We start from the raw sequence: 20437 nt of genomic DNA on the forward strand, positions 1-20437 counted from the left end.
CGACGACATGACCATGCGCCGCTTCTCGAAGGAGACGCAGCGCAACTATCTTCGCGATGTCGGACGGTTCGCGACCTGGCTCGGACGCTCGCCCCACACCGCGAGCGCCGAGGATGTCCGGCAGTTCCAGATCGAGCAGCAACAGGCGGGCGTCCCCGCACCAACGATGAACAGCATCGTTGGCGCGCTGAGGTTCTTCTTCACGCACACGCTCGACCGCCCCGATCTCGCGCGCAAGCTCGTCCGCACGAGGCAGGTTCGCAAGATCCCGGTCGTGCTGACCATGGCCGAGGTGAAGCGGCTGCTCGATGCGACCCGTTCCCTCAAGCATCAGGCGGCGCTGTCGGTCGCCTATGGCGCCGGGCTGCGCGTCGCCGAGGTATCGGCGCTCAAGGTCACCGATATCGACAGCAAGCGCATGTTGCTGCGGATCGAGCGCGGCAAAGGCGGTCGCTACCGCAACGCCATGCTGCCCGAAGGCCTGCTCCTGCTGCTGCGCGACTGGTGGCGCGCGGGGCGGCAGCAGGGCATCCTCGTTCCCGACGGCTGGCTCTTTCCCGGACAGAGCGCCGCGGCGCCGATCAGCACCCGCCAGCTCTATCGTGTCGTCGTCGAAGCCGCGGAGGCCGCCGATATCGACAAGCGCGTCGGACCGCACACCTTGCGCCACAGCTTCGCCACCCACCTGCTCGAGGATGGCGTCGACATCCGCGTCATCCAGGCGCTGCTCGGCCACGCCAAGCTAAACACCACCGCCTTCTATACGCAGGTTGCCACCAAGACCGTCCGCTCGATCGTCAGCCCGCTCGACAGGCTCGCGCTCGCATCGCAGAGCGAGGAGGCCCCTGACGGCTGAGCGGTGCGCGCCTCACTCGAGGTTGCCGACATCTTCCGCGATGCTGGACCTGCCTATCGCGCCGCCCACGCCGGGCACATCAGCCTGCATCAGCTCAAGATCATGTCGGCGATCGAGCATTGCCGCACCGCCGCTCTCGGCGGTCATGTCGAGGCCTGCACCGACTGCGGGCATTGGCGGATCGCATACAACAGCTGCCGCAACCGGCACTGCCCGCGGTGCCAGGGCGCCGCCGCGCGCAGCTGGCTCGAAGCGCGCGAGGCCGACCTGCTCCCGGTGGGCTATTTCCATGTCGTGTTCACCCTGCCTGCCGAGGTCGCCGCGATCGCCTTCCACAACAAGGCGCTCGTCTATGACCTGCTGTTCAAGGCCGCGGCCGACACGATGCTGACCATCGCCGCCGACCCCAGGCACCTCGGCGCCCGGATCGGCATCACCGCCGTCCTCCATACCTGGGGCTCAGCGCTCACCCATCATCCCCACATCCACATGATCGTGCCGGGCGGCGGCATCTCGCGCGATGGGACACGCTGGATATCAGCACGCCCGGCCTTCCTGCTGCCGGTCCGCGTGCTCGGCGCCCTGTTCCGCCGGCTGTTCCTGACCCGCCTTCGCGCGCTGTACGATGCCGGCAAGCTCGCCTTCTTTGGCAGCATTACGCATCTCGCCGAGCGGCGCGCATTCCTGCGGCACCTGTCACCGGTCCGCAAGAAGCGCTGGGTGGTCTATGCCAAGCCGCCGTTCGCGGGGCCCGAGGCGGTGCTCGCCTATCTGTCCCGCTACACCCATCGCGTCGCCATATCGAACAGCCGGCTCCTCCGGTTCGACGAGGCCGGGGTCACATTCCGCTACAAGGATTACCGCAAGGCCGGTGACGGACGGCAGCAGGTCATGACCCTCGACGCCGACGAGTTCATCCGCCGCTTTCTTCTCCACGCTCTGCCGCGCGGGTTCCACCGCATCCGCCACTATGGCCTCCTCGCCAGCGCACGCCGCAAGGATCATCTCGAACGCGCCCGCCGCCTGCTCGATGTCGCATCTCCACCCATCGATGAGCCCGCCGACGATGCCGAACCACGGCCAACCTGTCCGTGCTGCGGCGGTACGATGATCATCATCGAGGTCTTCGAGCGCCGCTATCAGCCTCGCGCGCCGCCACCGTCCGTACTCTCATCCGGGGCACCTGCGCCGTGACCCGGCACGGCCCATCGCCTTCCTCCTCCAGGGCACACCCGCGCCTGGAAGCGGACCCGCTCACCCCGGCGCTGCCCAAAAGCAGACGTCGCCTCACCAAAATCGGCCCGTCTGCTTTTGCACGTCCGCTATTACGACCCATATCCAGACGGTCCGATATCGCGCACGTCTGCTTTTGGGCAGCACCTGGCTTCCCCACCATCAGCGCAAAACCGCTTTCCCCATAGCTCAGCCCATGACCCCCGCGGTTCGGGCATCGAAGACTTTCCGACGCCTGGCGGCGTCCGAAACTCTCAACGTTAGCGGTCAGGCAGCTTTCGGCCAACGAGACAACAATGCAGACTTTTCGACGCGGGTCGTGCCTTGGCATGAATGACTTAATCGTCAGGTCAGCCCGAAAACAGCTCAAATGGGGCCCATAGCCCCGGATTGTCGACTTTCGCTTCACCGTCATTTCCCTTGCGAACCGTCAATATGGCGGCGCGCAGGGCCTCGGCGGGCGTTTCGCCGGCACGCATCCCGCCGACCATGCCGACCGAGAGTCGCCGCGCGATATCGTCGCGGACGGGCCAGTGACTCGCCATCACCTCGTCGGCTCCGGCAAGGAAAAACCCCTGAACGAGCCCCGAGAGCTGGGGCCGGTCGGCACCGGCCGCGCCTGCGCTGTTGCAGGCTGAAAGGATGACCAGCCGCGCCGGCAGGCTCAGCGACCCAATTTCGCTCGGCTTGAGGAGACCGTCATCCTCTCCCGCCGGGTTGAGCAGCAGCGCCGGCTCGTCCAATCCGTCGAAATCGCCGGGCAACAGGCCATGCGTGGCGAAAGCGAGCACCGATCCCGGCGGCACCGCGGCCGCGCGCAGGCCCGCCTCGGTCGCGTGATCGCCGATCAACAGATGGTTGCTGCCGGTCCCCAGCGCCTCAGCCAGCGCCCCCAATTCACGTTGGGCATCGGGCAGATCGGGCAATTCGGCGATTTCGTGCGCCGCGCCGCCCGATCGCATCGCCATCCGTTCGCCCGTCCGGCGCCCCTCCACGCCGCCGAGCGCCACCAGCGTGTCGATCGCGCCGGCTCCCGTTTCCGCACGCGCGCCTTGCGGAGCCCGGACCAGGCGGCTGATTGCCATGCGGTCGATCAGATAGGGTCCGCGCTTGCCCCCGGGCATCAACATCCCGAACGGCAGGGCCCCGAGCGATCCATTGGCGATTACCGCCAGCCGCTCCGTGCCCTTCAGCATGGTATCGGCCTCGCCGGGGAAAAGGCGGGCGTAGAGCATCGTGGCGGCGGCCGGATCGAAATCCGACGCCGCGCCGCCATCGATCGCGGTGCGCAGACGGCCGACGAGGCTCGCCAGCGCCGCCCCGTCGGGAATCAGATATTGCCGCGTCCCGGCATCGGTCGCCATCGTTGCCAGCCAGGACGGACCGAGATCGGTGAACATGACCGACGCGCTGCGCGGGGTGACCGGACCGGCAAATTGCGCGAGCGTCGCCGGCGTGAAGGTCAGCCTTGCGCGCTGCGCGGCGGAGAGCGTGGCGTCGAGATCGCCGATCGCGCGCCGGTTGTTGTCCAGCTCGCGGGCCAGACCAGCCAGATCGAAAGCCGCATCGGGGCGCATCAGATTGGCGTCGAGCTTCGCCTCCAGCCCCTGCCGCGCGGCGAGAAGCTGGCGGCGCGTTGCAACCGCCGCGGCAAATTCGGGCTCGACCGTCACGGCGCGTTCGCTTTCGACGATCGCAAGCGCGTCGTCGATGCTGCTCCGCGCCGCCCATTGCTGTGCCTCGAACGCATCCTCGACCGCCCCGCGCCGGGCGAACAGTTCGGCAAGCCAGCCATAAGCCGGGCGCTGGCGCTCCGCCTGCGCCGATCCGCGCGCGAGATTGGCGTTGAGGGTCAGCGCCCGGAACAGCGCGCGCGCCTCCATCAGCAGATCCGCCGGCGGTCGACGGTCGGCGCGGTCCTGCGCCCGCAGCAGCATGGCACGCGCCAGCAGGAGGTCGGGATGTTCGGGTGGCAGCATCCGGTCGCGCAGCGCGACCGCCTCTGCCGCAGCCTGCTCCGCCGTCTGCCAAGCGGCATTGACAAAGGCAGCCTTCGCCAAATTCTCGCGCGCGTTGGCGCGATCCCGATGCCCCTCGGGCAAGCGCGCATCGCGAATGCCGATCAACTCCCGCGCCAGCGGTTCCGCCTCTGCGCCGTGACCGGTGTTGAGCAGCGCGATCAGCCGAGTGTCGCGGGCAACCAGAGCGCGGTCGCTCTGGGCACCGAGCTGGGCATCGATGATCGGCGTGGCCGCGTCCAGAAAGGCGATCGCGTCGACATCGCGCCCGGCGCGGATCAGCGCCTGTGCGAACTGGACTCGCATCGCCGCGCTGTTCTGATTGGGGCCGCCATTCGCCCCCTCGGTCAGTTCATAGGCATGGCGGATCATCGGCATCGCGTCGTGCGGACGGTTCACGCGCAACAGGATCGCACCGAGATTGGCATAGAGATTGGCCATCATCGGATGGTCAGGGCCGATGGCCGGGCCGACGCGGGCGATGGCGTCCTGCGCTGTCGCGATCGCCTTCTCGGTGCGACCGGCCGAATAGAGATAGACGACGCGATTGGCGTTCCAGATCGCCACGTCGGGGGGAACCGGATCGAGCGTCAGCGCGATGTCGATCGCCTGCCGGTTGCGCGCGAGCGCATCGTCGAGCCGCCCATGTTCGAGATAGGATGCAGCGAGATTCGAGAGGGTCGTCGCATAGTCGCGCTCCTTCCGGCCCTCGGGGATCGCTTCATAATCGGCGATCAAGCGTTCGTTGAGCGCGAGCGCCGCGGCATGTTCGCCCTTGAAATTGAGAATATAGGCGCGCGCGCCGATCGCATTGCGCCAGTTCCCGCGATAGGCGGGATCCGCCTCCAGGCGCGGGATCGCGCGATCGACAAGGGCGAGCGCGGCGTCCATGTCGCCCGAAGAGGCCAGCGCCATGGCGACATGCAGTTCGCCCAGCGCGATATCGGGGTGATCGCCGCGATGGAGGCGCTTTGCCTCGGCCAGCGTTTCGTCGGCCAGCGCGCGGTATCCGGCGGGATCGGCGTCCGCCGTTGCGGCGTCGAACTGTGCGGTCAGAGCTTCCAGCCGGCTGCGATCGATCGCGCCGTCCTGCGCCCAAGCCGCCGCGTTGCAGGCTAACGCCGCAGCAAAGCACGCGACCCAGACCGTCCGGTCGATTCCCCGCGTGACCATGTCATCTCCCGAAAATAGGGCTAGAGCCGGTACGATCTTGATGGAGTCAAAATCTGGCCCTAGCTTGTTGTTTTACCGCGATTTATGATTCGTGAAATGTTCCATTTCACTCGAAATCACTCTAATCGACCACCAGATAATAATGCGCCGTCGCCGCGCCGCCATTGGCGATCTCGATCCGGTAGCGTTGCGTAAAGACGGGCGTGAAGCTGCAGTCGCGCACATGGGCGGGCGAGCGGTCGCAGACCAGCTTGCCTTCACCGTCAAATATCTTCAGCCGCAAATCCTTTTGCGGTCGCGCGCTGGCGGCCACCGTCGCCACCTGCCCCGACAGGAACACCTGGTCCATGCGCCGCGCCCCGCCCGGCGCCAGCGTGCCGCGAACATAACCAGGGCCGAGCGCGCGTCCGCGCACGGGCGGTATGGCCTCGGGAACGGCTTCGCGCCAGCGGGCGACGGGATCGCCCGCGCTGTCGTCGATCGGATGCGGGTTGCGCCGATCGATGCGCGCCACCGCCGTGGCAAGTGCGGCCTTGTTTCCGGTTTCAAAGGCCCGTTCGGCATCGATCATGTCGCGGGCCAAACCGCCAGCCAGCGACGCGGGCTCCGCCGGGCTAAGGCCCGCCGCTCGCGGCGCGGCGCAGGCCGACAGGACCGAGAGGAGGATTGCCGCGCCCGGCCATATCACTCCGCGTATCATCGCCTTCCCTCCTTCACCACAAATCTGGCTCCCCTTTCGGACGGCTCGAGCACGATGGTCAGATCGTGTCGTTCGGCGATCGCCTTTGCCAGCGCCAGACCAAGCCCGCTCCCCGGCGAATCGGACGCCTCGTCGCGGCTGCGATAGAAACGCCCGAAAATCCTGTCGCGATCGGCTTCCGCGATTCCGGGGCCGTCATCCTCGACGGTCAAGACCGGTCCGGCGGCGAGCGAGAGCCGGATCGTGCCGCCCTTCGGAACATATTTTAGCGCATTGTCGAGCAGGTTGGTCACGAGCTGCGTGAGTTGCATTTTCTCTCCGTCGAACAGGATGCCGGGCGAGATGTCCCAGGCGAATGCATGGCCCGAATCCTCGGCGCTGTCGGCGTATAGCTCGCAGATTCGCGTGACCATTTCGCTGAGGTTGAACTGCTTGAGGCCGTGGCGATCACCCTGACGCGCCTTGCTCGCCGCGATGTCGAGCAGCGATTCGAGCATTGCAACCAGCCGCTTGATGTCGGCGCGCCCTTCAAGCAGACGGGCGGCAACGGTCTCGCCGGGGTCGGCAGCGAGCGCCTTGGTCAGCCGCCCGTCGAGATGCATCAACGGCGTCCGGATTTCGTGCGCGATCTGATCCGACGTGTCGCGGTAGGCCTCCACCAGCCGCTTCTGCCTCGCGAGCGCCGCGGCGCTGTGCCCGGTCAGTTCGTCGATCTCGTCGGCGCGGCGGCCCGGCGCCATGGCCGTCAGGCGTTCGTCGTCGGATTCGCGAAAGGCATCGTTCAGGCGCTGGATGCGCCAGCGCAGTCGCCCCGCCGCCGTCCGCCCCCACGCGCCGACCAGCAGCACGAACAGCGCTCCCCCACCCAGGAACACGATGGCGACATGGCGGCGAAGCACGCCATTGTCCGACGTTTCGCGCGCGACGAGCAATTGCAGGTCCGGCCCCAGCCGGGTCGCGCGCGCATAGGCGCTCGTTCCCTTGCCCACCCGGATCGCGCCGCTTTCGGAAATCGCCGGATCGAGCTTCGGCCATTGATGGATATCGCCCGCGATGCGCCGCCCGTCCGCGTCGGCGAGCATGTAATGCGGCGCGCTGCCGTCACGCGGCGTGATCGCCAGCCGGTCGGCGATCCGGCGCTCGAGCTCTTGCGGACCGCTGGCCGCATGGATGTCGGCAAGACCGGCGAGATCGACGTCGATCGACCGGCGCGCCGATGTTTCGAGCGTCGAGCGGATCGTCCGATCGGTCAGCGCCCACAGGCCCGACACGAGAGCGACGGACAGGAAAATCGCAACGGCGACGAGGCGCGAAAAGATGGAACGGCGAGCGATGCCGACTACCTCCCGTCCAGCAGGCGATAGCCCGAACCCCAGATCGTTTCGAGCGCCGGTGTGGCAAACCCCTCCTCCAGCTTGCGCCGCATCCGCCCGACATTGACATCGACGACATTGGTCTGCGGGTCGAAGGACATGTTCCACACGTCCTGCAACAGCATTTCGCGCGTCACGACCTCGCCCGCATTTTCCATGAAATAGCGGAAGAGTTCGAATTCGCGCGGGCTGAGCGCCAGGTGCCGGTTGTCGCGAAAGGCGGTGCGCGCCTTCACATGGCATTCGAAGGCGCCATAAAGGATTACCGCACTATGTTCGCGGCCGGCGGCGCGCCGGTGCAGCGCGCGAAGGCGCGCCAACAATTCCTCGGCCTCGAAAGGTTTGGCCAGATAATCGTCGGCGCCGGCATCGAGTCCTTCGGCGCGGTCGGTCGTGCGGCCGAGTGCCGACAGCATCAGGACGGGCGTCCCGACCCCGCTTTCGCGCAGCCGCTTCAGAATCGTCAAGCCGTCGAGGTCCCCGAGCATCCGGTCGAGGATGATGATATCGAACTTTTCCATGCCCGCGCGCAGCAGCCCCCCCGACCCGCTGTTTTCCCAGACGACCATATCGCCCCGACGGGCGGCCAGTTCCTGGACCTCGCCTGCGGCGCGTTGATCATCCTCGACATAAAGGATTTTCAGCGTTTCCATGTCGTTGGCGCTGTCATTCCCCCAAGATCGCGACCCCGGCCCTTTTGGCATAGCCTCCGGACCGGGGCAAGACGGGCTCTCAGCCAAGGTCTTCGACCGATACCCATCCCTGGGTGCCGTAACTGTCCTTCACCTCAATGAAGAGACCATCGCGCTTGCCCGTCGGGGTCAGGTCGGTCCCGGCGCGCAAGGCGCGGACCGAAGCGCCATCGACGGCAGGCGTTGCGCGCATCACCGTGTCGATCGCCACATTGGCTGCGGAGGCAGCAGGCGCAGCGGCGGCGAGCGGTGGGGCCTTGGGCAGCGAGGCGAGGGTCGCGCCCTGGGCGGACACGGCGTTGAAGGCCTTGACGAAGGCCTCGACAAGCATCTTGCCGTCCTTGCTCGCGCCATAGCCCGCAGCGTTCGCCCCGGCGGTCCAGGCATTGCCGCCTCCAAAACTGATCGAGGTCTTGCGTACCTCGCCGGTCCCCGTGACGATCGCTTGTCCGGTGGAGGGACTGAGCAGCTTGATGCCCGCAGCGACGCGCTTTTTCTTGCCGCCAAAACCGCCGAACATGCCGAGCAGGGCACCGCCGACGGGGATCTTTGACACCAGGCTGCTTGCCGCGCCGGAACGCACCAGCCCTTCGACCGCCGCCGATTTCGCCATCTCGACCGATTTGTCCACCTCTTCGGAATCGCCCGCAACAACGTTCATCAGGAAATCGGCCGGGGCGACCGACGCCGGACTATGCGGCGTGAAGCAACCCGATTCGATCGCCAGCGAAGCGATCAGTTCGCGCGGCGAGCCGAGACCATAGTTCGACCAGCCCTGCGTATCACCCTCCACCACGGCGATGGTGCCATAGCTTTGCGTGCATTTGTTGAGCGTAACCGCTTCCTGCTCCGCAGCGTGGGCGGCGGATAACGGGCCCGCGAGCAGCGTGGTCGCGGCGATGACGGCAATCGACTTGTTCATGGAAACCCTCCCTCGTTTGAACAACGGAATATGGGCCGCGTCATCGACACGGCCCACACACCAAGGCTGTCAGGCAAATGACAATTGCCGTTAGGAAGCGTCGATATCAGGGTACGGCAGGCGGCGGAGCCGCGAATGTCGCAACACCACTGACCGCCAGGCTTCCGTCGTTGATCGAGTAGCCGACCCCGACATGCGATGCTCCCGGCCCGAACAGGGCGCCGCGCACATTGCTCGAACAACTGGTGGTGCAGCTCGCGGCGGTCGTGCCGCTGATCAGCGCGGCGCCGTCGAACTCGACCTGTCTGCTTCCCAACAGATTGTGGCCGCCGTTGGCCGGGTTGGCCGCGCCGCCCGCCGTCCGGACTTCCCAGCCATATTGGTCGATGGCGACGGCGAAATCGAAACCGACCTTCTTCGTCGCGAAATCGATCGCGAGGTTGCCGGTGAAGGTGCCGGGTTCCAGATTGGCGTCGCGATCGACCGGCCGCGTCTTGCCGATCAACTGATATTCGACTCCGCCGCTGGTCGGCAACGCCGATGCCTGGGTGCCCGTCACGATCGGATTGCCCGAATTGGGCAGCTTAGGGTCGCTAGTGTTGAAATTATTAGTGTCGAGCCAGCGCGCCCAGCCGATCACCCCGTTGACGCTGCCGCTTTCCTCGGCGGGTCCGCGATGCTGCGGCAGGACGCCGACCGGCGATCCGTTGCTGCGCGTCCACTGCGTGATCGCCCCGTTCGCGTCATAAGTGACCTTCGAATTATAATGGGCATCGTTGGTCCGGGCGTAGGTCACGTTGAGCAGATACTGGTTCGTATAGTCGCCGGTCGAGACGGTCGGGGCGGGCTGCGCCGCGAAGCCGGCGACACCGATCACCTCATTGGTCGCGCTTCCCAGCTGGACGACATATTCGAGGCCCATTTCCTTGCCCGAGGGTCCTGCAAGAAAGCCGGTCCAGATCGCCCGGCAACTGGTGGTGCAGGTGCCGCCCGTGCTGGTCACATTGCCGTTCGCGCCGATCGCGTAAAAGGCGCCGTTTGAGAGCGAAAGCTCGCTCGCCGACAGATCGGCGAGCCCGCCTGCGGTCCGGGCGGTGAAGCGGTCGCTGTTATAGTCGAACACCAGATCGATTCCGACTTTGGCCTGCGCGCCGAACTGCACCGCCGCGGCGCCGCTGACCAGTGCGCCGGGCGCACCGGCGCCATAGCGCTGCGTCGGACGCGTGCCGCCGACGAGCTGATAATCGACGCGGCCCGAAGCCGGCAGGTTGACGGATGGAGTGCCGACGATGAAATGATAGCCCTGGTTATCGGAAAGCGTGACGGGGCTCCGGCCGCCAGTGCCGGCATTGCGCCCCATATCGAGCGTACCACCCCTCCAGCGCGTCCATTGCAGGACGCCGCTGTCGGTCATTCCGCTGTCGGCGTGCGTCGCGGTGCCGATCCGGTCGTATCCGCCGAAGCTTCCAATGGTCCGTATGCCGACAATCGCGCCGCTCGCGTCGATTTCATAACCCTGGTTCGCATTGGGGTTTGCCGTGACCGACAGGTTGATCGGATGGATGGTATTGGCGTCGTATGTCGAACTGAGCCGCGCCTCCGCACTGAGGAGGTTGGCGGTCACGAAGGTCGGCTCGGGCGCAGGGCCCCCGGAAAGCGTTCCGTTGCCGAACAGCGCGGCGCCGATCAGCGTCTTGGCGTCGCCCAGGTCGTTGCGCGCGGCATAGGTCAGGCCGAGTTGCTCGCTGTTGCCGGCAAAGGCGCCGTTCGCGTCGAACTGACAATTGGCCGTCTGGCAGTCGGGGCCGGCGACGCCGGGAACGAGGAAGCCGAAACGGCCGCCGCTGGAGCTGGTGAGGCTGGTCTGGCTCTGCGTCGGGTCCGACATCCCGCCTGCGGTCGCATAGCGGAAGGTCCGGTTGGCTTCGCCGATCAGTCCGGGCATGGTGATCGTCGCGTCGAACGCCACCTTGGGCGCGGCGCCCAGCACGATCGCCATATCGCCGTCGAAGCCGCCCGCCGGCAGCGAACCGTCGATGATCGTCGGCCGCGTCGCGGCCAGCAGGTCATAGCTGATCAGGCCCTGCACCGGCAGCGCGAAGTCCGATGCGACGGGTCGGGTCAGCATGTAATGCAGTCCCTGATCGGCGCTGAGTGTAAAGGGATTGGCGCCGGTGTTGACGCCATCGGTCCAGCGGCCGATCAGCATGTCCGCATTGCCCGACGCGTCGGTGATCGTCGTGCTCCCGTTGGTCCGGGTGACCCCTCCGTGGGTATATTGAACGAGCCCGCCATCACCGGACAGCCCGTAGCTGGTCGCGATCGATCCGCTCTCGCTTCCCGGGACCGTCTGACCGTTGTTCAGGGTCAGCGTGGTGATGAAGTTGACCACCGGACCCGTCGGACTGAAACCGCCAGCATAGGCGAGCCGGGGCGGCGGTGCGACGCTGTTATACTGCGGATCGGGGTCCGGATCGACGCCGCCGGTGCCGGCCGAGGCAAAGGCGACTGTGCCCTGAATGCGCTCGGCACTCTGGAAATTGGGGTTGTCGACCGTCTGATAGGTCATGCCGATCCGGTCCTGCGACCCACCGAAGCCGCCGTAGAAGAGGATCAGGCAATTGCTGCTGTTGCAGGCGCTGCCGCTGCCGGTCATCTTGCCATTCATGTTGAAGACCGGGTTGATACCGCCGGTATTCACCAAAGCGCCGGTGCTGCGTCCCTCCGACGCGAAGTCGTAGCGGACGTCGCCGCCATTCTCGGGCATGACGATCGTGCCGTCGAAGCCGTAGCTGAGGTTGGAGGGGCCGAAGCCGATGGTCAGACTGGCGTCGAAGCTGCCGGGCGCGGCGCGGCCGGAGGCGAATACGGGCTTTGTCGCGGCGAGCACCTCATAGTCGATCGTGCCGGCCGTCGGCAACGGCGCGGCGAGCGGCGCGGTCACCACCCACGGCACGCCGCCATTGGGGCCGATGTTGACATTGCCGCCGCGAAAGCGCGCGGTGCCGTTGGTATAGCGTCCGACGACCACCGACGCGTCGCCCCCGACATCGGCGACCTGTGCATCGACGTTGGCGAGGTCGCCCGCGTCGGTCAGGGCGCCATTGGCATCGAGTTGGGGCGCTCCCGACGCGTGTGCGGAGACACCGGCATGGGCGGCATAGGCGCGCGCGCCGGTCACACCGCTCGGGAACCCGCCCGGATAGCCGGGATTGGTGCCAGTGCCGGGCAGTCCGGCGAACTGGTCGGGATCGGCACCCGTTTCGATATGGGCGAGATAAGCGACCAGGAATTGCAGCGCCGCGCCCGGCAGCCGCTCCTCCAGCACCCCTGCGCGGTCGAGCGCGGCAAGATAGGTTTCGACCTGTTCCGGCGTCAGCGCCGTATATTCGGACGGCACCCCACCGCCGAGCAGGAAAGCATAATAGGCCTGCACCGCCTGCAGCCAGTTCGCATAGACCGGCAGCCCGCCATAATCCGCGGCATCGCCGCCACCGGCGAGGAAGGCGTAATAGGCGCCGAAAAAGGCATCGAGGTCGCCATGCGCCGCAAAGCCGCCCGCCGCATTCAGCGCCGCAAGATAGGCAGCGATCTGCTCCTGCGTCAGCGTCGTATAGCCAGCGGGGAGGCCCCCGTTCGCCAGATAGGCATAATAAGCGTTCAGCGCCGCGACATAGACGTCATGGACGGGAAGATCCGCATATTGTGCGGGATCGCCGCCGCTCGCCAGATAGGCGTAGTAAGGGGCGAAAAAGCCATCGAGGTCCGCAAAGGCCGACAAGCCGCCAGCGCCGTTGAGCGCCGCCAGATAGGCGCGGATCTGCGCCGGTGTCAGCGCGCCATAGCCCGCCGGAAGACCCCCGTTCGCGAGATAGGCGTAATAGGCATTCAGCGCCACGACATAGTTGGCATAAACTGGAAGGCCGCTGAAGCCGTTCGGGGCACCGCCGCCGGCAAGATGGGCGAAATAGGCATTGAGAAGCGCCGCATTGTTGCCGAGCAGGTCGGCAAGCCGGCCCGAAGCGACGACCGCGTCGAGATAGGTCTTGAGCGTCGCCAGGCTCTGTGCGTCATAATCCGCCGGCAGGCCGCCACCGGCGAGGAAGGCCGCATAGGCATTCAGCGCCGCCGCGAAGGCGGGATAGTCGGGCGGCACGGGCAGCCCGGCATATTGATCGGGATTGCCGCCACCCGCGATGAAGGCAAGATAGCCCGCATAGAAATCGGCCCTGTCGCCGAGGAAAAGCCCGCTGGCCCCCGCCGCGTCGAGCGCGGCGAGATAGGCGCGTATCTGCGCCGGTGTCAGCGCGGTATAGCCCGACGGAATGCCGCCATTTTCAAGATAGTCGAAATAGGCCGCCAATGCCTGGGCGTAGCCCGCGAAGATATTGGCGTTCAGGCCAGCGAAGGCGTCGGCCTGTCCGCCGCCCTGCAGAAAGGCGAGATAGGCGGCAAAGAAATCCGCCCGCTCGCCGAGGAAGCGTTCGAGCGCCCCGGCAGCCTGCAATTGCGCGAGAAACGCCTGTAGCTGCGCGACGTCCGCACCCTGATAGGCGGACGGGAGCTTGCCTGCCGCGAGCCAGGCGAAATAGGTGTCGAGTTGCCCTGCGTAGCCCGCAAAGACATTGGCGGGCAGCCCTGCGAAGGCATCGGGCGCGCCGCCGCCGCGCAACCAGTCGAGATAGGCGGAGAAGAAGGCCGCCCGCTCGCCCGCCACCGCGGAGAGCAGACCGGCGCTCGACAGCGTTTCGAGATAGGTCCGCAGCGTTGCGGCGTCGAGTTCCGCATAACCGCTCGGCAACCGGCCGGCCGCGAGCCAGGCGAAATAGCCGTCGAGCGCCGCGCGATACTGGCCGGCGAAAGCCAGCCCGCCGTTCGCCAGATAGGCATCGAGCAAGGCCCGATCGCTCGCGCCGAGTTGCTGCGCCAGTCCGCTGTCGGACAGGAACGCGATGTAGCGGGCGATGGTGTCGGCGCTTGCCTGTGTGAAGTCGTCGGGATTTCCGCCTGCCCGGACGAAAGCGAGATAGGCCCTGGTCAGATCGACGAAGCGCGCGGTGAACAGGTCGCGATCACCGCCGCCCCGCAGGAAGGCCAGATAGGCCTCCGCCAGCGCGCGATCGCGCGCGCCGAGCTGGGCCAGTCGGCCGGTCCGGTCGCCATAGGCCAGAAAGGCCTCGATGTTGGCGAGGTCCGCCGCGCCAAAGCTCGACGGCGCCGCGCCCGAACGCAGCAGATCGAGATAATCGCCGAGGAAGCCCGCATAGGCCGTCAGGAAATCGGCGCGCGAACCGCCTCCCGCCAGCCAGGACAGATAGGCGCGAACAATGTCTGCCTGCGCCGCCGGGAAGGATTCGCCGCCATAAGCATGGGCAAGGTCGCCGGCCCGGGCGACGAGCAGCGCAAGATCGCCACTCGGGAACGTCTCGATCGCCGGATTCGCGACCGCCGCATCGATGCGGCGCGCCGCCGCCAATATGTCGCTCGACGCACCCGCCGCCGCCAGCGCATCTCCGAGGGTGACGGGCACGCCGTTCTGCGCGGCCGCGACGGGCCCGCCGTCCGCCATCGACACCACCGGCGGCGCGTCGGCGCCGGGCGTCGCCTGCGCGCCGTTCGCGACCGTCTGTTCGGGCCGCCTGCCCGGCGCGAAGGCAAACATCTCGCCCGCCTTGAAGCGCCGCAAGTCGTCGGCGGGGCCAACGCTCACCTGCCCGGACAGGGCATGACCGCGCCCGGCGCCGTCGGCGGCCACGCTGAAATTGGCCGCCGAACCGCGACCGGCCACCCGCCCTTCGACACCGGCCGGCATCCGGACGACGGTCTCGCCGGCGCCGCTCGCGACCGTCACGCTTCCCGCATACAGATCGACCGACCCGTCGGCGTTGATCCGATAGTCGGCGGCATCGAGCACCGAAATGGTCGCACCGCCGTCGAGCCGGATCTGCTTGAGCCCGTCGACCTGGTGCACCCGTTCGCCGACCGACGGCAGGGTATCGCCCTTCGATGAGAAAAGGATGTGCGCGGCCTGGGCCGGTATCGCGAGCGACAGACCCGAAACAGTCGCCATCAGCACGGCGCTCAGGCGAATCTTGGGATTGGAAGTCATCACATCATCTCTCCCGGGGAAATCAGCGGATCAGAATTCGAGGCGAAGGCCGGCCGAGACGGTCCAGCGTTCGTAATCGTAAAGGACGATGTTGCTCCAGTTGCGCGTCCAGGTGGCGCGCGGCTGGAGGAAGAGCCGGTCGGTCAGCGCGAACTTCACGCCCGCCGTCAGGTCGAGGCGTTCATCCTGGCGCTTCGTCAGGAACAGCACGTCCGGCTGGTCATAGCGGCGCAGATCGAACGCCGCGCCGGCGACCAGCGCCAGCCTGGGCGCCACCGGCAGTTCACCACCGATATTCGCGCCCGCGAACCAGTTGGATTCGGCATCGCCCGCCCGGCGCCGCACCTCCTCCTTGCCGCCGGTCAGATTGACCGCAACGGCACGGGTGACATAGCCGATGCCCACGGCAAGACGGTCGGCATCGCGCAGCGGCGCGCCATCATAATCGAACCGGTTCCACTGCGCCGACAGGGTCAGCGCGCGGCCGCGATCGAGCGTCTTGGTATATTGGCCGATGACGCCATAGGAGGTGCGATAGCCATTGTGACCGAGCCAGAATCTCTGCACCTGCCCCGACATGGAAACGACATCGCGATTGGCGAAGCTGTGCGCGTAGCCTGCGGTGCCGGTCAGCGCCGCCTGGTCGAAGACGCGGCTGTCGACATTGTCGCGCCAGTTGCCGAGCACGCTCGCGAACAGCCGATCTTGCCGCCCGATCGCGGTGACGCCGGACACGCCGCCCTGGATTTCATAATATTCGTCATCCTGCGCGACCGCCCCCGGGCCGAGCGTGCCGGGGCCCAGAAAGCTGAACAGCGGAATGACGATGCTGGTCAGGTCGGTCGCGGCGTTGACGTTGCTGTCGTGCCCGACGCGCGCGTCGAGAAAGCCCGAGACGTCCGACCCGCCCCCGCCGATCTGCTTGTCGAACTGGCGCACGAAACCGGTGAAGCGCTGCCGCACCGGGTCGGGCAGGCTGGGGTCGTCGACGACCGTCGAGAATTCCTGCCGCGCCGTGTCGATGTCGCCGGCAAGCGCATAGGCGCGAGCCAGTTCCGCGCGAGCCGGGGCATTGTTGGGCTGCACTGCCAGAACGCGCTGAAGCGCGATCACCGCCTCGCCATAATGGCCCGCGTCGAGCGCCGCGATCCCGAGCTGATAGTCGAAATCGGGATCGCCGGCCCGCTGGCCGACCTGTGCGGCCAGCGCGTCATAGCTGGCAGTTGCCGACGCCTGCTGCGCCGCGGCAGCTTGCAACGGCATCATTGCTCCCAGCGCAAGTACCGTCAGGCTGGTCAATAATCGCGTCGTCATGGCCCCATCCATCCATCGTTTCGGTGAGGACCGACCTATGGCGACGCCGGCCGCCCTGTCCGCTGACGAAGCCTGTAGGAATGATGACAATCGCTGACAGGTGAGGCGATGCCGAGACAGCGGCTACCCGCCGTGCACATCCCGGACGGTTACAACCGGGTCGGAATGGAGCGACAGCGACATGCGCGTGTCCAGGCACCGACGACGAACGGCATCATCGCAGCGCCGTTGCTTTGGATTAATCACGACGAACCGAAAAGCATGTGCACGGTCAGATTCGTCCACCGCAAGGAGTTAAATGTCCGCTCTCAGATTCCCTTGCCCTCATCCGAGCAGCCGGAAGCAGGCGCATAACTGTCACCCCGGCGTGCGCAAACACTACAAAATCGGCAATCGGATGCGGGCCTGGGAGCGCGCAGCCTCGCAATGTGGTCATCCCCAGTTCTGGGTATGGCAGAGCGCAAACTAAACACCGATGATGTCGGATATTCACTCAGCCGAGAGGAGGAGCACATGAGACCGATCTGGATTTTCACCGCGATTGCGACGGCCAGCCTGAGCGCATGCGGGTCGCCCGAGCCGCGAAGCGAGTTGTTTTTTGCCGAGCATCTTGATGAAGCGAAGCGCGTCGTTGAAGGTTGTCGTGATGGTTCAGTCCGCGGCGAGGAATGCCACAACGCCGAGCGTGCCCTTACGCGAGCCAAGGCCAAGGAACGCTCGGAGAGGATTTTCGGCGACGGAAAGGCCTATACCCCGATAAAATAGGCGTGGCACCCCGGCAGTCAATTCTCGACTGGACGCTCGCCTGCCAAGGCTTCGAGTTCGGCGATCCGCTCGGAGCAGATCACATGGACGGCGCGCCCCAGATTTTCGACCCGGGCACCGAGCCACCGCAGTTCCTCCGCCGAGATGCGGTAATGTTTCGAGTAGCGCGCTTTCACATAAGCTTCCTTGAGCTTCTCGAACCGAGCGCGGTCGCCGCGGGTTTCGCGCGGCCAGGCTTCGACGAGGCGCATGTCCAACCGCTCCGCTTGCGTGCGGAGAAAGCCAAGATTGTGTACGTGTGGCGTGTAGAAGGTCCGGACTAGGAGCACGCAATGATATAGAAACTCTGAGCTTTGATGCAGATCGAAGGCGGCCGGCTTCAAAAACCCCTTCTCCGCCCCCATCTTTGAAAGTTCAAATCGCTGCATCGCGAGCGGAAACCACTCGTCAAAATATTCTCGCGCCATGTCGAGCGCCTGCTCAGGCGTCTTCGGCTTTGGCGTGTGCAGTTCAACGTCGTCAAATTCGTAGAGCGCAATCCCATCGCGCGCGACATCCATGAAAAAATATCGCCCGTGCGCGAGCCCGTCATTCACTTCCTGTAGGGTGTGAACGATGAAGTTCACCGGCGTGTGGAGCGTGCGGTCGATCGCGAGCTCGCGCGTCAGCCGATCATCAAGCTTCGACCAATAATCGACCTTGTCGGTGAGCCGCTTGTCGTTGACGATGATGAGCAGGTCGAAATCCGAACGATAGCCTTTCGCGGTGTGGGGTTCGTCGACCCAACCGCCGCGCGCATAGCTGCCATAGAGGATGATCTTGTCGATCCGGCCCTTCTTCTTCCAGCCTTGGGTCGCGAGAGCCAGCGCATCTTCGAACTCTTCGAAGACGATCTGCTTCACGCGCTCGAGTTCGCGCTGTTTGTTCGCCGGAAGATGATCAAGATCGGTTCGCATTACGTCTTCTACTGTGTCCGCGCATGCCGGCATTGGCAAGGCCGAACCCCTTCCATTCGGGAGGAATCGCAACCGTTCCCGGATGTTAACCGCAGCGCGCACGACTAGGAAATCGATGGTCCGCCGCGCTGGCGCCCGAGCGACCAGTCGATGCCGCCGGCACGAAGCGTTCCTGCAATCGTTTTGCCGATATGACGATCGAGGACCGGGCGCCATGGCACCAGGGTAAAATCGCGCGAACGTTCGACGAGGACATGGCGCCTGCTTTCCATATTCACGAGACGCGCAAGCCGGCCCTCGATTCTCTCCCCGATCCCCGCCTCGTGAAAGCGCTTTCCGAGCTCCTCAGAAATCCGGTTTGCCTCACGCAAAAGTTCGCGACGCGCGAGGAGGTTCAGCGCGTCGCGGCGGATGATGAGCCGGCCCCCGCTTTCATGGGCCAGATTTTCATCAAGAAGCCACTGGCGCCGGATCGCCTGGGCCGCCCTGACTTCGCGCCCGAAACCCGCATCGCGCACGGGAGCGGGATGGTCGGATATCATATCGCGATCGAGCCAGGTCGCGCCATCCAGCGTCGCCGTCCGCTCGACCGGTTTGAACGACAGCAGCTCGACGCCGACCGGCTGGTCGCGCAGGCGCCCTCGTTCCCAGGCTTCGACCTTCGCCAGATGATCGGGGGTGATCGTCCAGCTTCCATCGGCTTCGCGCTCGACGCTGCGCATCGCCTTGCGCATCGCCTCCAGCCTGCGGACGTGCGTGCCCGCGAAAGCTTCGCTCGCCCCAGCGTCATATTCGAGATGGGCGTCGAGTGAATATCGCCCACCGTTTGCCGCCGCCACTTCGACGATCGTGCGGTCGGCCTGCCGCACGCGTGCATCGCGCTTATCGATGCGAATGATAGCGCCTTCGGGTGTCGCCTCTAGGTGACTGCCCAGCCCGACATCGACATAGTGAACACGCCCGTCGACCCCATCGACGATCACAAAATGTCGGTCGCGAAGTTCGTCTGCGAGCCCGCGCGAGACGACGCGGCCGAGGAGCGGCGCCGTCCCCTGCTCCTCCGGATCGAAAATCACCCGGTCGCTGTGCAACTGCGCACCGCCGCGCGCCGTGATCTCGCGCTGCATCGTGCGGATGATATCGCCGCGCTCGCCCATCCGGCGCAACGTAGTGGCGAGATCGGACTCGAGCCGCCAACTTTCGCCGCCCATATACGTCGCGAGACCGAGGCGCGCGAGCTTCTGCAACCGGCCTGTGCGAAGCGCCTGTCGAAACGCGTCGGCAGCCGACGCGGATACTATACGATGCTCGTCCATATCGGCGATCAGCTGACGGTCGATCCCGGTAAGCCGCTCGGCCCCCGTCTCGGCGCGCAGTCGCGCCTCGATTTCGAGTTCTGTGCGGGGCCCGAGATCGAGCGTCGCAATCTCAGCCGCCCGCTCCCGCGCCCCGTGGGAAATATATTCGCGGGCGATGACGAGATCGTCGCCGCGATCGTTCCTGCCACGAAGGATGATGTGGCTGTGTGGATGGCCGGTGTTGAAATGGTCGACCGCGACCCAGTCGAGGCGGGTTCCCAGATCCTTTTCCATTTGGTCCATCATGCGGCGGACGAAGGGCTTGAGATCGGTATATTGATCGCCGTCCTCCAGCGACACGATCAGGCGGAATTGATGGCGGTCGCCGCCGGAGCGTGACAGGAATTCGCGGCCGTCGGCGATGTCCGTCTCGGCGGAATAAAGCTGCCCCGGCGAACCCTCGCGCGTCACCCCGTCGCGCTCGATATATTTGAGATGTGCCTTTGCGCCGCCGGCACCCCTTCCGCCAAGCGTCGCGAGACGAAATTTGACGACCGCCCGCCGGGACCGAAAAGCGGAATGGCGATCGCGCGATCGCAACACGCGGGCGACGCCGGCGCCGCGGCCGATACGGCTGCCGTCGAAGCCTCCGCGTCTGGGCGCGCGGCGGCCTGCGACGCGCGCGGCTTTCACGACGAGTGCAAGATAGCCTGCTTCCTTGCCCCGGCGGCGCATCCGCCCCAGCCGCGGCGTAAACTCCTCGTCGTCCATAGTGCGTCCTTCCTCGCGGAATGACGCTCCCCGGAACATAAATGGGACATCAGCGCCGCGCCGCAAGGAGTCTCGCGGTATTCCGCCACAATCAACGCAAATCCGCCGTTGGCGCTTACCATATCTCGCCGGCGGGTGACCTGTCTCGCGATAGCGACTAAAAAAGGATGTGCAGACAAAGGCTTGCAGTATCGCGAGATATTGCTTCTATCTTGCCCTCCGGACTTCTGCTCCCCAAGCGTGCCCCTCAGCCGCTC

Annotated in this window: 12 protein-coding genes; 3 read left to right on the forward strand and 9 right to left on the reverse strand. The window is 66.0% G+C overall.

Annotation, left to right across the window (positions count from 1 at the left end; translation table 11 throughout):
* Both JNM03_RS17810 and JNM03_RS17815 read left to right on the forward strand, forming a co-directional pair.
* Window positions 1–856 (forward strand): tyrosine-type recombinase/integrase (locus JNM03_RS17810; RefSeq protein WP_294038711.1); only part of this gene is annotated, 856 nt, incomplete at its 5' end.
* A 3-nt stretch (window positions 857–859) separates the two neighbouring features.
* Window positions 860–2050 carry an IS91 family transposase gene (locus tag JNM03_RS17815; protein WP_294038713.1) on the forward strand — a complete coding sequence of 397 codons (1191 nt, stop codon included), beginning with the start codon at window positions 860–862 and terminating at the stop codon, window positions 2048–2050.
* Between the two features lie 389 nt (window positions 2051–2439).
* On the opposite strand, the gene JNM03_RS17820 is transcribed toward JNM03_RS17815, so the two are convergent.
* The 7 genes from JNM03_RS17820 to JNM03_RS17850 form a co-directional block, all read right to left on the reverse strand.
* Window positions 2440–5280 (reverse strand): CHAT domain-containing tetratricopeptide repeat protein, encoded by a 2841-nt coding sequence (locus JNM03_RS17820; protein WP_294038715.1) that lies wholly within the window; start codon window positions 5278–5280, stop codon window positions 2440–2442.
* Window positions 5281–5401: 121 nt separating this feature from the next.
* Window positions 5402–5980: a hypothetical protein gene (locus tag JNM03_RS17825; RefSeq protein ID WP_294038717.1), complete on the reverse strand. Its 579-nt coding sequence runs from the start codon at window positions 5978–5980 to the stop codon at window positions 5402–5404.
* On the reverse strand, window positions 5977–7251 hold the full coding sequence (locus tag JNM03_RS17830; protein ID WP_294038719.1) for a HAMP domain-containing sensor histidine kinase: 1275 nt from the start codon (window positions 7249–7251) through the stop codon (window positions 5977–5979). The genes JNM03_RS17825 and JNM03_RS17830 overlap by 4 nt, the downstream gene beginning before the upstream one ends.
* 68 nt (window positions 7252–7319) lie before the next feature.
* Window positions 7320–8006 (reverse strand): response regulator transcription factor, encoded by a 687-nt coding sequence (locus tag JNM03_RS17835; RefSeq protein ID WP_294038721.1) that lies wholly within the window; start codon window positions 8004–8006, stop codon window positions 7320–7322.
* Window positions 8007–8085: 79 nt separating this feature from the next.
* A complete protein-coding gene (locus JNM03_RS17840) occupies window positions 8086–8967 on the reverse strand; it encodes an SH3 domain-containing protein (RefSeq protein WP_294038723.1) in 882 nt (293 codons plus the stop codon).
* A gap of 106 nt (window positions 8968–9073) precedes the next feature.
* Window positions 9074–15079 carry a hypothetical protein gene (locus tag JNM03_RS17845; RefSeq protein WP_294038725.1) on the reverse strand — a complete coding sequence of 2002 codons (6006 nt, stop codon included), beginning with the start codon at window positions 15077–15079 and terminating at the stop codon, window positions 9074–9076.
* Between the two features lie 27 nt (window positions 15080–15106).
* Entirely contained in the window at window positions 15107–16390 is a 1284-nt protein-coding gene (locus JNM03_RS17850) for a tetratricopeptide repeat protein (protein WP_294038727.1), read from the reverse strand.
* Between the two features lie 513 nt (window positions 16391–16903).
* On the opposite strand from JNM03_RS17850, the gene JNM03_RS17855 reads away from it, so the two are divergent.
* The gene (locus tag JNM03_RS17855) at window positions 16904–17155 is read left to right on the forward strand and encodes an EexN family lipoprotein (RefSeq protein ID WP_294038728.1); all 252 of its coding nucleotides are present in this window, start codon (window positions 16904–16906) and stop codon (window positions 17153–17155) included.
* 17 nt (window positions 17156–17172) lie between these two features.
* On the opposite strand, the gene JNM03_RS17860 is transcribed toward JNM03_RS17855, so the two are convergent.
* The gene (locus JNM03_RS17860) at window positions 17173–18111 is read right to left on the reverse strand and encodes a nucleotidyltransferase and HEPN domain-containing protein (RefSeq protein ID WP_294038730.1); all 939 of its coding nucleotides are present in this window, start codon (window positions 18109–18111) and stop codon (window positions 17173–17175) included.
* Between the two features lie 104 nt (window positions 18112–18215).
* Window positions 18216–20180, reverse strand: coding sequence for a relaxase/mobilization nuclease RlxS (gene rlxS, locus JNM03_RS17865; RefSeq protein WP_294038732.1), 1965 nt, complete (start codon window positions 20178–20180; stop codon window positions 18216–18218).
* Window positions 20181–20437: the final 257 nt, after the last annotated feature.

Origin of the sequence: Sphingopyxis sp., assembly GCF_016793825.1 — a bacterium.
Taxonomy (GTDB): Bacteria; Pseudomonadota; Alphaproteobacteria; order Sphingomonadales; family Sphingomonadaceae; genus Sphingopyxis.

Coding starts and splice junctions, on each gene's coding strand:
- JNM03_RS17820 (WP_294038715.1), bottom strand. CDS start 5,280: ATGGTCACGCGGGGAATCGACCGGACGGTCTGGGTCGCGTGCTTTGCT.
- JNM03_RS17840 (WP_294038723.1), bottom strand. CDS start 8,967: ATGAACAAGTCGATTGCCGTCATCGCCGCGACCACGCTGCTCGCGGGC.
- JNM03_RS17855 (WP_294038728.1), top strand. CDS start 16,904: ATGAGACCGATCTGGATTTTCACCGCGATTGCGACGGCCAGCCTGAGC.
- JNM03_RS17860 (WP_294038730.1), bottom strand. CDS start 18,111: ATGCGAACCGATCTTGATCATCTTCCGGCGAACAAACAGCGCGAACTC.
- rlxS (WP_294038732.1), bottom strand. CDS start 20,180: ATGGACGACGAGGAGTTTACGCCGCGGCTGGGGCGGATGCGCCGCCGG.
- JNM03_RS17850 (WP_294038727.1), bottom strand. CDS start 16,390: ATGACGACGCGATTATTGACCAGCCTGACGGTACTTGCGCTGGGAGCA.
- JNM03_RS17835 (WP_294038721.1), bottom strand. CDS start 8,006: ATGGAAACGCTGAAAATCCTTTATGTCGAGGATGATCAACGCGCCGCA.
- JNM03_RS17825 (WP_294038717.1), bottom strand. CDS start 5,980: ATGATACGCGGAGTGATATGGCCGGGCGCGGCAATCCTCCTCTCGGTC.